Origin of the sequence: Paenibacillus sp. FSL R7-0128, from assembly GCF_038002245.1 — a bacterium.
Lineage (GTDB): Bacteria > Bacillota > Bacilli > Paenibacillales > Paenibacillaceae > Paenibacillus_AQ > Paenibacillus_AQ silagei.
Map to the genome: position 1 here is coordinate 1860230 of NZ_JBBOCD010000001.1, position 13344 is coordinate 1873573.

General features: G+C 52.3%; 10 protein-coding genes. All 10 read left to right on the plus strand.

The window, feature by feature from the left end:
- Nucleotides 1-242 precede the first annotated feature (242 nt).
- The 10 genes from NST26_RS07590 (at nucleotide 243) to NST26_RS07635 (ending at nucleotide 13224) form a co-directional block, all read left to right on the plus strand.
- Nucleotides 243-1856: an extracellular solute-binding protein gene (locus NST26_RS07590; protein ID WP_036725756.1), complete on the plus strand. Its 1614-nt coding sequence runs from the start codon at nucleotides 243-245 to the stop codon at nucleotides 1854-1856.
- Between the two features lie 137 nt (nucleotides 1857-1993).
- Nucleotides 1994-2833 (plus strand): ABC transporter permease, encoded by an 840-nt coding sequence (locus NST26_RS07595; RefSeq protein ID WP_235191891.1) that lies wholly within the window; start codon nucleotides 1994-1996, stop codon nucleotides 2831-2833.
- A 25-nt stretch (nucleotides 2834-2858) separates the two neighbouring features.
- The gene (locus NST26_RS07600) at nucleotides 2859-3731 is read left to right on the plus strand and encodes a carbohydrate ABC transporter permease (protein ID WP_036725750.1); all 873 of its coding nucleotides are present in this window, start codon (nucleotides 2859-2861) and stop codon (nucleotides 3729-3731) included.
- 79 nt (nucleotides 3732-3810) lie between these two features.
- Nucleotides 3811-4713, plus strand: coding sequence for a sugar phosphate isomerase/epimerase family protein (locus NST26_RS07605; RefSeq protein WP_076076924.1), 903 nt, complete (start codon nucleotides 3811-3813; stop codon nucleotides 4711-4713).
- Between the two features lie 70 nt (nucleotides 4714-4783).
- On the plus strand, nucleotides 4784-6562 hold the full coding sequence (locus tag NST26_RS07610; RefSeq protein WP_340955077.1) for a hypothetical protein: 1779 nt from the start codon (nucleotides 4784-4786) through the stop codon (nucleotides 6560-6562).
- A 353-nt stretch (nucleotides 6563-6915) separates the two neighbouring features.
- Nucleotides 6916-8298, plus strand: coding sequence for a radical SAM/SPASM domain-containing protein (locus NST26_RS07615; protein WP_340955075.1), 1383 nt, complete (start codon nucleotides 6916-6918; stop codon nucleotides 8296-8298).
- Nucleotides 8299-8361: 63 nt separating this feature from the next.
- Nucleotides 8362-8502: a hypothetical protein gene (locus NST26_RS07620; RefSeq protein ID WP_339254708.1), complete on the plus strand. Its 141-nt coding sequence runs from the start codon at nucleotides 8362-8364 to the stop codon at nucleotides 8500-8502.
- Between the two features lie 77 nt (nucleotides 8503-8579).
- A complete protein-coding gene (locus tag NST26_RS07625) occupies nucleotides 8580-9950 on the plus strand; it encodes a radical SAM/SPASM domain-containing protein (protein ID WP_340955069.1) in 1371 nt (456 codons plus the stop codon).
- 28 nt (nucleotides 9951-9978) lie between these two features.
- A complete protein-coding gene (locus NST26_RS07630; RefSeq protein WP_340955067.1) occupies nucleotides 9979-11934 on the plus strand; it encodes a B12-binding domain-containing radical SAM protein in 1956 nt (651 codons plus the stop codon).
- 42 nt (nucleotides 11935-11976) lie between these two features.
- Nucleotides 11977-13224, plus strand: a complete 1248-nt coding sequence (locus NST26_RS07635) for an MFS transporter (RefSeq protein ID WP_340958129.1) — start codon at nucleotides 11977-11979, stop codon at nucleotides 13222-13224.
- Nucleotides 13225-13344: the final 120 nt, after the last annotated feature.

Here is a 13344-nt window from a genome sequence, read left to right on the forward strand (position 1 = left end):
AAATCGTTGGTCTGATAAACCGGATGTCCGAATTCAGGCGCTTTATCGCATCCGAAACAGGTTTATTGTCAGACCTCCGAATGTTATGGAATACTGTGGTCATCCCGCAGCAGCAAGCAGCCTTGAAACACTGAGGCCGGCCTACATGAACGGGATGAACGAATAAGACATACGGGCATCATCAAGCTCGGGGGTATCATGAAGTCACCATTATAGCCTGCTAAGGCGAGGGAGATGGAACAATGACAGTGAACGTAAACCAAAGAGTTCTGAAGAAGGCAATCGGCATCGGCTTGACCGCAGTAATGGGAGCTACTCTGCTTGCAGGCTGTTCCTCAGACGGTAAATCGAATTCGGCAGCCGGAGGTACAGACGCACCGGGGAAGAGCGCGGAACGCGTAACCTTGAAGGTGGAGATCTTCGACCGCGGTAAAACGCCGAAGCAATACACCATTACCAACAACTTCGTGTCCCAGATGATTCAGAAAAATTTCGGTGATCCTAATAATATCAATGTAGAATTTGTCCCGGTACAGCGTTCGGAAGAAGTGACCAAGTTGAACGTATTGATGGCCAGTAATACGGATGTGCCGGATATTGTCTTCACTTATGATTCCAGTGTCTTCTACCGTTACGCCCAGCAGGGCGGGTTGACCGACGTAGGTTCCTTATTAGAGGAGCACGGCCAGACGCTGAAGAAATTCATTGGTGACGAGACGATGGCCTTCGGCCAGCTCGACGGCAAGCAGTTCGCCATCCCTGGTAAACGGGCGATTACAGGCCGTTACGCTTCATACATCCGCCAGGACTGGCTGGATAAGCTGGGGCTGCCGGTACCGAAGAACACCGATGAGCTATACACTACTTTGAAAGCGTTTAAAGAGAAGGACCCGGGCGGTCTTGGCAGCAAAACCATTCCGATGGGCATGTCCCTCGGCTCGGCTCAGCTGGAGACCCTGATCTACTCCTTCATCAAGCCGATCAGCGGCGACCTTACTTACAGCCAGCGCTACGAGCTGCCGCTGCATGAGGGCTTCAAGGATGCGGCACAGTTCCTCAACAAGCTCTACAATGAAGGGCTGGTCAGCAAGGACTTCAGTCTGGATGAAGACAAAGCCCAGGTATCCAAGGATATTCAGAACGGCAACGTCGGCTTCTGGTCGGAGGATGTGGATAGTATGTTTTATGCCGATGGCACTCTTGATAATCTCTACAAGAATGTGCCGGGCAGCAAGGTGCTGCCGGCGGATATCCTCACCAATGCCAAGGTGGACAATAAATATATCAAATCCCGCTATGCCTCGAACGGTATGTACATCATGATCCCTAAGAGCAGCAAGCGTGCGGTGGAAGCGGTGAAATATCTCGATTGGATGGCGACTGGCAACAACCTGATTGACATTTACAACGGTGTTGAAGGCGAGAACTATGATATGGTGGACGGCATCCCGGTCGTTAAGGCTGATGTTTCCCAGGAATTCCAAGACCGTCTGTTCACTTCCGGGGACACCGCAATTATCTCCAACGGTAAGAACCTCGGCGATCAGGCTACCAATGAGAAAGCCTGGATTCTGGGCTTCCCTGCCAACAACCAGGAGGCGCTGAAGCAGTCTATTGATATTGCCAACACAGATACTGTGGGTCCTATCGTCTTCGGTAAGCCGATTGAATCGGAATCGAAATACGGCACTACGCTCAGCGATAAGCTTAACGTGATCATCGTGAAGACTGCGATGGCGAAGCCGGATCAATTCGATACTATTTTCGAACAGGAAATGAAGGACTACATGTCTCTGGGCGGAGACAAGCTGAAAGCGGAGCTGGAGCAGGCGCTTACAGAGATTTCAGCCAAATAAACTAAAAAAAGTGAAAACCGGGGGGAGCTGGCATGCTGCTCTGCCCGGTTTTTTCTCCATAGGAGGAGAGGAACTTGAGCAAAGCGTCTTACATCAGAAGGTACTGGCAACTATACGCGCTGCTTTCACTGCCCATTATGTATTTCCTGATTTTCCGCTACGGCCCGATGTACGGGGTACAGATTGCCTTTAAGGATTTCAACCTGTTCCAAGGCATCAACGGCAGTGAGTGGATCGGCTTCGATGCGTTCCGCGAAGTGTTTGGCATGAAGGAGTTTTACAGCAGTCTGCGCAATACGTTTATGCTGAATTTTCTCGATTTGATAGTGTCTTTCCCGGCCCCGATTATTCTGGCTATTATGCTGTATGAAGTGAAGTCGGTATGGTTCAAAAAAATATCACAGACCCTCCTCTACATTCCCCATTTCATTTCCTGGGTGATTATCGGGGGTATCGTCTATCAATTGTTCGGCAACCAATCCGGTATGGTGAACGGTGTACTGGAGAGCATGGGGCTGAATCCTATTCCTTTTTTGACCGAAAAAAATCCATGGCTGATTACCTACCTGTTCACGGGTGTCTGGCAAAGTGCCGGCTGGGGGACCATCCTGTATCTGGCGGCGCTTACCGGTGTCAACCGCGAGCTGTTCGAGGCTGCTGAAGTGGATGGGGCTACCCGGATGAAGAAGATCTTCTACATTACGTTGCCCAGTATCAAACCAACCATTATTACCCTGCTCATTCTCAACCTGGGGAAAATGGTCAGCATCGGCTTCGATCGTCCTTACATCATCGGGAATACGGCAGTGCGCGAATACTCCGATGTGCTTAGTACCTTCGTCTACCGGATTGGTCTGGAATCGGGCCAGTATACGCTGGCAACTGTAGTTGGATTGTTCCAGGCGGTGGTTGGACTGGTGTTCATCCTTGGTTCCAATTATATATCGAAAAAAGTGACCGGCGACGGCATTCTATGATTATACAGAAAGGAGGCGGAGTACAATGAGTGAACGTACCTCTAACCGGATATTCGATATCGTTAACGTTACCTTTATTGCGCTGTTCGTGCTGTTCTGCCTGGCTCCGTTTATACACGTTATTGCGGTGTCCCTCAGCTCCACGCGGGCTATTACTTCCGGGGAAGTTACGATTTTCCCGATTGAGCTGAACTGGAAGGCGTATGTGCAGGTCTTCACCGACAATGCGATGATCCGCTCGCTGATCTTCACCATTATTTTGACGGTTGCGACTACGGTATTATGTATGCTTTTCACCGTTGCAGCTGCTTACCCGCTGACCAAAAGCAAGCTGAAGGGCCGTACGATGTTCATGTACCTGATCATCATCACCATGTTCTTCAGCGGCGGTATTATTCCTGAGTACCTGCTGATCCGTGATCTGCATATGATCGATTCTGTCTGGTCGCTGATTCTGCCCGGTCTGGTCAGCCCGTTCAACCTGATTATCCTGATCTCCTTCTTCCGCAGCATTCCGCCGAGTCTGGAAGAATCGGCCGAGATTGACGGCAGCTCGCATATCCGCACCCTGCTCAAAATCGTTCTGCCGTTATCTATGCCGGTTATGGCTACACTTGCGCTCTTCTATGCGGTAGGACGCTGGAACGGATTCCAGGATTCCCTGATGTATATCAATAATCCCGATCTGTATCCGCTTCAGCTGAAGCTCTTCCAGATGGTTCAGAACAATATGATCACTGAGCTGACGAACCTGGAGGGGGCGGCCCGCACCAAGCTGCCGCCGGAGAGCCTCAAGGCCGCCACTGTCGTCTTCGCCACGGTGCCGATTCTGGTCGTCTATCCTTGGCTGCAGAAATATTTCGTCAGTGGTGTTATGCTGGGAGCTGTGAAGGGCTGATTGATATTACTTAGGCGTTGCGAGAGGAGAGACGGTCGTGGAGGATAAGGGAGAATTCTCCTTCTCCACCTGCTGGAATATGAGACGTCATTCTACAGGTGATGGATTACTTAATGAGATCCGGGAGCTGGGGTTCCGCAGGGTGGAGCTGAATTATAATGTGACGGAGGAAATGCTGGTTACCATCGAGCCGATGATTGAACGCGGGGAGATCGGTATATCGAGCGTTCATAATACGTTCCCCCATGTCCCGGACCCTGACTACGGCACGGATTCGGTCCTGCTGGGCTTCGAGGACAAGGAGAAACGGAAGCGGGCGATAGACCTGCTGGTTCGCTCGGCAGAATACGCTCAGCGTTACGGCGGCGAAGCAGTGGTAGTGCATCCGGGCGAGGTACCGTTCCCGTATGATATCTCCGGGGAGCTGGAGCAGATCTACGAGGGGCAGGGCAGGGATTCGGCAGCTTACCGCAGCAAATGGGCGGAGCTGATGGAGCGGCGTGAAGCGTATAGTACAGGCTATGTGCAGACCATTATCGAGAGTCTGGACGAGGTGTGTAACCGCGCGGTGTCCAAGGGGCTGAATATCCGCTTCGGCATCGAGACCCGCTCCAAGCCGCAGCAGATTCCGACACTGGCGGAAGCGAAGACGATCATCCATGCCTTAAAGGGAGCGCCTGTCGGCATCTGGTACGACACGGGTCACGCTATTCTGATGGACCGTCTGGGCCTGTATGACAGTATAGGGGAAATGGAAGGGCTGATGGATGATATCGTCGGTGTCCATATTCATGAGACGATCGGCCTTGCCGACCACTGGTGCCCTTATGTGAACAGCGGAGATCCGGATTTCTACGATGCCTATCTGCCGATGATTGAACGGGCGCAGGTCAAGGTGTATGAGCTGAAGGCGGCCTGCCGCCCGGAAGAGATACATGAGAGCCACCGTCTGCTTACAGCTAAGCTGGCGCGCAGGGGATAGGCAGAAGGCGGATGGGAATCAGAGAAATCAGAGAAATTAGCCAGAGAGCTTCCCGCAAGGAGGAACCCTAATGTATAAGCAATTGGTAGAGAGTAATGACAGAGCAGTAGAACAGGGAATCCCCCGGCAGGTGCTGGATCAGAGCAACCTGTATTATGGAGGAACTCTTGATCCCCATACGGGGATTGCCTGGGTGAATCACACCACTGGTACCCCGACGGATATGTGTTACTGGGGTGCGGCGCTGGTGAACCCGGATTCGAAGTATTACCGGGATGAGGAGCTGCTGGAACGGCTGAAGCTGGCGACGGAGTTCGTGCTGCGCTTCCAGCATCAGGACGGCTCCATCTCCCCGGGCTGGACGAATTATCATTCGCCGCCGGATACGGCCTTCGTTGTGGTCGGCTACGCGCAGTTATATCAGCTGCTGGCGAAGCAGGAGTGGCCGCCGCTTCAGCCGGTGCTGGACAACATGCTCCTGTTCCTGGAGCAGTCCCTCCCCGTAATGCTTACGGGCGGGGTCCATACTCCGAATCACCGCTGGGTGATGTGCGCGGCGCTAGGGTTTCTCTATGAGCTGTTCGGCAGAGAAGAGGCCCGGCAGCGGGCGGATGAATGGCTGGCAGAAGGAATGGACATCACGCCGGACGGGGAATGGACCGAGCGGAGCAACGGCATCTACAGCGCCGTAAGTGATATTATGCTGATTCATGCCGCCCGGCTGCTGGATAAGCCGGAGCTGCTGGAACCGGTGCGCCGGAACCTGCACATGATGGTCTACCTTGTTCACCCGTCCGGCGAAGTCGTGACCGATTATTCCGGGCGGCAGGATCTGGGGGTGCTCCATGATCTGTCTCCTTATTATCTGCCGTATGCGATCCTTGCCCGTTCGGACAAGGATGCCGTGCTGGCCGGTATGGCGGAATGGGCCGGACGCTCCTTGTCCAATCCGGGCGTCTGCTCGGTGAACGCCCTGGTACGTATGCTGCTGGAGCCGGAGCTGCAGCAGCCGCCGGAGGCTACAGCAGAGCTGCCTGTACAGTATGAGCAAATCCTGAACGGTGATTTCCTGCGGGAGCGCTATCTGCAAAGAATGGAGTCGGCGGGTCACCAGGGACGGATCTACCACAGCCGGCTGCATACCGACTTCGGGGCGCCTGTGGCCCGGCTCAGAGACGGGGCGACCAGCGTGACGCTGATCACGGAGACGCCTTCGTTCTTCGCGATGCGTCACGGTGCTGTAAGGCTGCTGGCCGTGCAGCTGAATACCAGCTTCTACCCCGGATTCGTGCCGATGCAGGAGATGACCCGGCTGCCGGAGGGCTACCTGCTGAAGGGCGTGCAGAAGAAGGGCTACTACGGTCCGGTGGAGGGTGCGCTTCTCCCGCCGGAAGCGGGTACGGCTGTCAGTCCGTGGTATCTTTTGCCGCATCAGAGCCGTCCGCTGACCCATGAACAGACGTTGTCTGTGGAGACTGAGGTACACCGTACGGAGACGGGCTGGACTATCCGGTTGCGCTGCGCGGAGCCTGCCCAGGTCCTGGCTCAATTGTCCTTCAAATTCGGCTGGGAAGGTAACTTCGCTTCAGGTGAGCTAGAGCCAGCGGATCAGAACAACTTCACCCTGGGAGAACTGCAGTCAGTGGACGAGGATAACTTCCTGTGGAGCGGCGGGCAGATTCGGTATACTTCTGGCGGAGAGTGGATCGACCTGACGGGCGGCGAAATGGCCCATCTCGGCAGAACATCCCCGGAACCCGGCCCGCCGAAGAGCTACAAAACCGTGCAGGTTAACCTGGTGACCCCGTTTGACAAGACATTTACGCTAACTCTCTCTCCTGCGCAGTAGAGTTGGCAGAAGTAGTAGCGTGTGGGCGATGGCATGTTCGCTTGGACATGCGCAAAGACACCAGCATCTTCGGAGGCTGGTGTCTTTGGCGTGAGGATACGGTTGGCACAATGAGGTGCATTAGTGCACCTGATTTCGGAGAAAGTTGGCGGCAGGTGCGGACTGGAGTGGTAAACCGCTTCTATCTACTTATTGCAAGAGTAATTGGAAATTTCTATTTCTCTGTTTTTTTATCATTTAATAGATTATTTCCTATTTTATGACTTTTATCATAGTTGTCCATCAGGAAAAGTTTTACATTATTTACAAGTTAGTAAATGCAACTCTATCAGTCCTGAGGAGGATGAGGGCGTATGAGATTGTCTAAGTATAACTACAAACACAGATTAAGCGATGATGTTCTGCTGATCATGAATACATTAACCGGCGCTGTAGACTTGGTTGAGCCTAAGGTAGCCCGTGTTCTTTTTAATAGAAGCTCTGATACATCTGCATTAAACGATCTGGATCCGGAAACTCGTACCCTGCTTAAGAGCAGAGGGTATCTCACGGATATGAGTGAAGAACAATATGTCCGCGAATCACTTGAAACCTACTACCGCTCTCATCCGGCCTTACAATTCACAATCTGCCCCACCTACAAATGCAACCTCGCCTGCCCTTATTGCTTCCAATCGGACATTCACCAGGACTCGCCGACGCTTGACCTTGCACAGATTAATGAGATATTTCAGGCGATGGATCAGATGGTGCATCTGAAGCCTGAGGCGGCCGTCCAGTTCGAGCTTTTCGGGGGTGAGCCCTTCCTGGCCCGTAATCAATCTCAGGTGGAGTATATTTTACAGCAGGCTATTGAGCGGAGTTGGCCTATTCTCTCCATTACGAACGGTACCGAACTCGGTGCGTATTTCCCTTTTCTGCAGAAGCACTCGGCGCATTTCCGCCATATGCAAATCACACTGGACGGCCCGAAGGAGATCCACGACCAGCTGCGTAAATACAGGAACAACAGCGGCAGCTATGATCTTATCTGCTCAAACATTACTTTTCTCCTGGAGCACCATATACCCGTAACCGTCCGAATCAACACAGGCCGGGAGAATGTCCGGCATTTGCCGGAGATGTTCGCCGGGTTCGAGCGGCTTCAGTGGACAAGCTCACCTGATTTCTCCTGCCAGATTGCCCCGATCAATGATAATTTCAATACGGGGAAGGTTGCCGGCTTCCAGCCTGAATCTGATCTTCTGAAGCAGCTTCATTTACTCTTCCCGGATTGGGAAGCCACCCGGCGCAGGTATAAGGTCAGCCTGGGGTATTTCATGGAGAAGAAGCTGCGGATACTCCGCAAAGCTATGTTTGACACAGACGATGACCACTATTACTTCGATCTGTCCGGCTGCAGTGCTTCAAAGCGTCATAATCTCGTATTTGGTGCAGACGGGCGGCTGTATCCTTGTGTTGAAACCGTCGGATTCCCGGATTATTCGATTGGAAGCTACCTTCAAGGGCTGCATTTGGATGAAGAGAAGTGGCAGAGATGGCACCGGGATATCGTGGTGAATGACAAATGCAGACACTGTAATCTTGCGCCTCTCTGTGGGGGCGGCTGCGTACTGAAAGGAAGCAGAGACGGGGAATTAAGGGATTTCGAATCGAACTGCAGCGATACAAGGCAATATCTGAAGACCTATCTCGATCTTCACCGGGACCGTCTGCTCGAAAGCTATTGCCGGTGAACACCATTACCCTGATGTCAAGGTATTTACCTTGCCATAAATATTCTTAGAGGAGAGGAGGTAATGTACATGAAATCACTGACGAAGAACAAGGATCTCTGGACGAATCTCTCAGCCAAAGACCTTGAAGAAATTACGGTTCCAATGGCATGTTGCCAGAAAGCATCCATTCAAATCAACAATCCTACCAAAAAAGCCATCTAACAGCATCCTTATATTTGGGAAATAGCGGGAAGCGCATCCTTATGCCTTCCCGCTGTTCATACCAGGGGGGATAGACATTGTATATTTCAGAATATATTCTTACGTATCGCTTAAGAAACGGCCGTCATCTTATCTTCAATTCCCTGTCAGGCGCAATGGATATTGTGGAAGAGCATATCAGCCGGTTCCTCCAGAAACATCAGCCTGTTGCCTATACTCTCACCGCTGATGAAGAACAGTTTCTGGCCGGCAGAGGTTATTTGTACAGGGAGCGTGAAGAGGAGCAAGCCCTGATCCGCCGGTACAAAGAATACCTGGATCAGCATGGATCGGGTGACATTTCCTTTGTGTTCTGTCCTTCCATGACCTGTAATTTGAAATGTGTCTACTGCTTTGAGCCCCAAGAGATCCGCTCCAGCCATGAACAGATGACTGAAGATCAGGTGCAGGCTGCCTTCCTGGCCATGGATCAAATCATGGAGCAGCAACAGTCTACCCGGCATCATTTTGTTATTTTTGGCGGGGAACCACTCCTGCCCCTGAACCATTCTATCGTCGGACTTATTCTTGAGCAGGCCAAAGCTAGGGGAATTACAGGAACGGTCATATCCAATGGGGTGTTCCTGTCACACTATCAGGAATTGCTAGAGCCTTACAAGGACATGCTCAGAATCCAGTTAACCATAGACGGCCCCCAGGCGGTTCATGACCGGCGGCGGATCACCCGGGCCAATGAGGGAACCTTTATGAAAATAACCGCTCAGATTGACTCCTTCCTGGAGCATGATTTCGACATCGCTATTCGTGTCAATCTGGATGGTGAGAATATAGAGCATCTGAATGAACTCCTGGATTTCTTCCAGGAACGGCAATGGAATGCTTACCCTAACTTCTCGGTTTCACTGTCTCCCGTTGAGAATTATGCAGGGAATTCCGCCCCGGGCCTGCTGCCCAGCTATCAGCTCACGGAATTCATCAAAGTGCATGTGCCAAACGATAAATTAAAAAGGCTGAATGTCGTATTAAACAGTGATCTAACCAGACTCTCCTTGCCGTTCGAGCACGTGCTGGGAACAGGCCTCGCTAAAGATAACTATTTCCCTAACTATTATTTTTGTGAGGCGGCCGGAGGAAAAACATTCACCTTCTCGCCGGACCACCAGGTCTACCCTTGCACCAGTATTATAGGTAATCCCAAATGGAGTCTTGGAACGTATTACCCTCAGCTTAAGCTGGATGACCAGAAGCTGGCGCTCTGGAAGGAACGTCATGTCTTGAATCAGCCGGAGTGTAAAGGATGCAATATCGCTTTTCTATGCTCCGGGAATTGTCCGGTTCAAGCCGACCGGACCACCGGTTCGATCTTAGGCGCCTACTGCGGAAATGTGAAGCGTGACCTTGACAGCCATCTGGAGCTGCTGAATGCTTCGTTCACCGCCTTAAGTTAAATCTTCTCTTACGTGAGGTGACTGGGAAATGATTCAATTGATATGTCCGCCCTATAATGCAGCTGTGGATACCGTTGATCCTCCGCTCAACCTGCTTGTGCTAGGCGCTGCACTTCTTGAAGCGGGGTACGGGGTATGTCTCACTGATCTGGCATTACTCTATTCAGGCACCAGCCATTTCGATACAGCAGCCCTTGCCGGTATTGCCCAATTAATCATCGGCAAGCCATCCAGAGTTCTCGGATTCACGGCGATGTGCGGCAATTATTCGATCGCACTGAGAATTGCGGAGGAATGCAAACGGCTGGACCCGGACAGAATCATTATTCTTGGCGGACCCCATGCGAGCTTCGTAGCGGCTGAAACCTTAACCCATTTCCCAGCGATAGACTATATCGTTGCCGGAGAAGGCGAGCTGACGCTGCCGGAGCTGATTGCGGTCCTGGAGTCGGGCCATCCGCTCTCAGAGGTAGAAGGAATCTGCTTCCGTGAAGAGGGGACAATCCGCACCAATCCGCCGCGGCCGATTCTGAGGAATCTCGATGATACGCCCTTCCCTGCCTTTCATCTAATCGAGGATATTGAAGCTTATTTTACCACTCCGGAGAGCCGGTTTTTTCCGGTTGAGGCGGGACGCGGCTGTCCCTTTAATTGCAGCTTTTGCAGCACCTCGACCTTCTTTTCACGAAAATACAGAACTAAAAGTCCTGCACGGATCATCGCCGAGATGAGATACGTCAGGGATCGTTGGGGAATCACCCATTTCAGCTTAACGCATGATAATTTCACGGTTAATCAGAAGTTTGTCAGACAATTCTGCCGGGAGCTGCTGGATTGCAGCGAGCCCTTCACCTGGAGCTGCTCCTCCCGGACGGACCACGTCAATATAGAACTGTTTGAGGTGATGATGCAGGCTGGATGTAATGGTGTCTTCTTCGGGATTGAGAGCGGCAGCCAGCCCATCCAGCAGGTCATTGGCAAAAAGCTCGATCTGAACCAGGCTTATGAGCTGCTCCGCGAGCTTCATCGGCTGGGTCTGTCATGTACGGCTTCATTTATTACCGGATTTCCCGAAGAGACAACCGAAGACCTTAATCAGACGCTGGATATGATTGTCCGGCTGCTCTCCATAGGAATAGCGGATGTGCAGCTGCATCAACTGTCCCTTTTTCCCGGAACCCAATTGTTTGACGCAGCGAAGGGCAGCCTGGTGCTGGACGAGCAGTTCTGGAGCACGAACGATATGAACAGTGATTTCCAGCTATCCGGCATTGAAAAGAACTGGATTGCCAGCTACCCGCAAATTTTCAGCAACTATTACTCCTTGCGGTCTGTGGATACACACACTCTGCACAGGATCAGAAAGCTCTACTACCCGCTGGCCCGTTCGTTCTTCCGTACCTTGTATTATCTCAATCATCTGGCGGCTGTTCCATACACCCGTACAATCGATTATGTCTCTGCCAGGCTGGATATGCATGAGGCAATGCCGCCGGAAGCGGAGCTGGCCCTCATTCTTGATGAGCTGGTGCAGGGTCTTGTGCCGGAAACCGGACGGGTCCTTAAGGACTTCCTGTCTTATGAGCGTGCGGTGATGGAACTGATGCAGCAGGATACAGCACCGCAGGACACAACTGCTATGAAGCCTGTCAAAGTGATGCAGCCGCACTATTCCATCCCTGCGCTGAAGCTGCACAGTCCCCTTCCTGCAGAGCTTGAGCTTGCGGAAGGGCATGAAGATTGGATTCTGCTGGTGCTGGAGAGCGCACCGGCTCTTGAAGGACGCAGGCGCTACGTCCGGGTGATGAGCATGGACCCTTTAAGCATTGCTATTATTCAACAGATGGAGGACGGGAGCGACTTCCGTACGGTTGTACACAACCTGGCGTTAGAGAATCCTTTTGCTGCCAGCGAACAGGATCGGCAGGAATGGATCAGCCGGGTGTACGATCATTTCCATACGCATGAATTGCTGACTTCCTAGGGTGACAATACCGAAAGAGAGGGGGGCCTTTCCTTGTGGAGTATGCTGAAGAACGGAGTGTTCCGCCGATTATGGTGCACGCAGACCTTATCCTCTGTAGGAGATGAGATCAGGAACTGGGCCATCCTGTTCTGGGTATTTGCGGAAGCGGATCAAGCTGTCTTTTACCGGACGGCTCTTTTGTTTGCCCAGATGCTCCCGGTCTTTATCATGGCTCCTCTTGCCGGAACATGGGTTGACCGCAGGAAACCAAAGAAGGTGCTGCAGGCGACGCTGGTGATCCGGGCTGCGATGTCTTTTGTACTGGCCGGATTGATCTGGATGGAGCAGGTTCCGCTTTTGCTGGTCATGCTGGCCTTCACGTGTACGGTTCAGCAATTTTTTCAGCCTGCCATCAGTAAATTAACGGTCACAGCCGTGGACAACGAGGATTACGGTACCGCCAGTTCCTCTGTAAAGACGGTAGATACGCTGATCAGTCTTGCCGGGCCTGCAATCGGAGCCTTTGTCTACCAATGGTGGGGGGCGTCAACTTCTTTAATTGTGGACGGCTTTTGTTTCATCGCAGGCAGCCTGTTCATTCTGAGTCTTAAGGTGAGCCCGGCCCCCCTGGCAGCACCCTCCGATTCCGGTCCGGCAACCTCCTTTTGGGTGGATGTCCTGGAAGGCTTCCGGTATATCTTCGCTTCTGCGCTCACCAAACGCTTATTTATCATGTTGGCGGTAATGGGGGCGTGCACAGGAGCGATTAATCTGTTAAATATATATTTCGTAGTGAAAGAGCTGCATTTAGACCAGAATTACTTAGCCTGGGCAAGCACCGCCGGGGGCATCGGTATGTTCGCGGGGGCGCTCGGTCTGAACCTGCTTGGGGCAAAATTCAAAAATTATGTGCGAATCAACATTTGGGGAGCAGCGGTCATGACTCTGGGGTTGTTGCTGCTCACGCTCTCCTTCGGCTCTTGGTCCATGCTGCTCAGCCGTGTCATTATCGGGATTGGCATATCCCTGCTGAGCATTACGCTGTCGACTCTGTTAATGACCTATGTTCCTGAGAACCTGCTCGGACGCGTCGGTTCCGTGTTTGAAGGCGGTCCGCTGGCGACCAATATGCTGTCTTATTTATTCTTCGGATGGTTGTATGTGTACACTGGCGCCAGATTGATCTTCGGCATCTCCACTATGCTGTTCTTCATGGCGTTTCTGCTGGCCCTTAGCCTTCAGTCTGTACTCTCCCCGGCCCGGAGAGTCCGTGCCGAACAGCAGGAGTTCATCAGCCCGTCCCAGTAACAGCCTAACCCGGGATGTACCGGCGGGATGAGCGTTAAAGAGTAGCCCATTCAGACGCAGCAAGCGTTCACCGTAATCATAATCAGCACAAGAGCCTCCCAAGCTGCCGCTTCCCGGCAG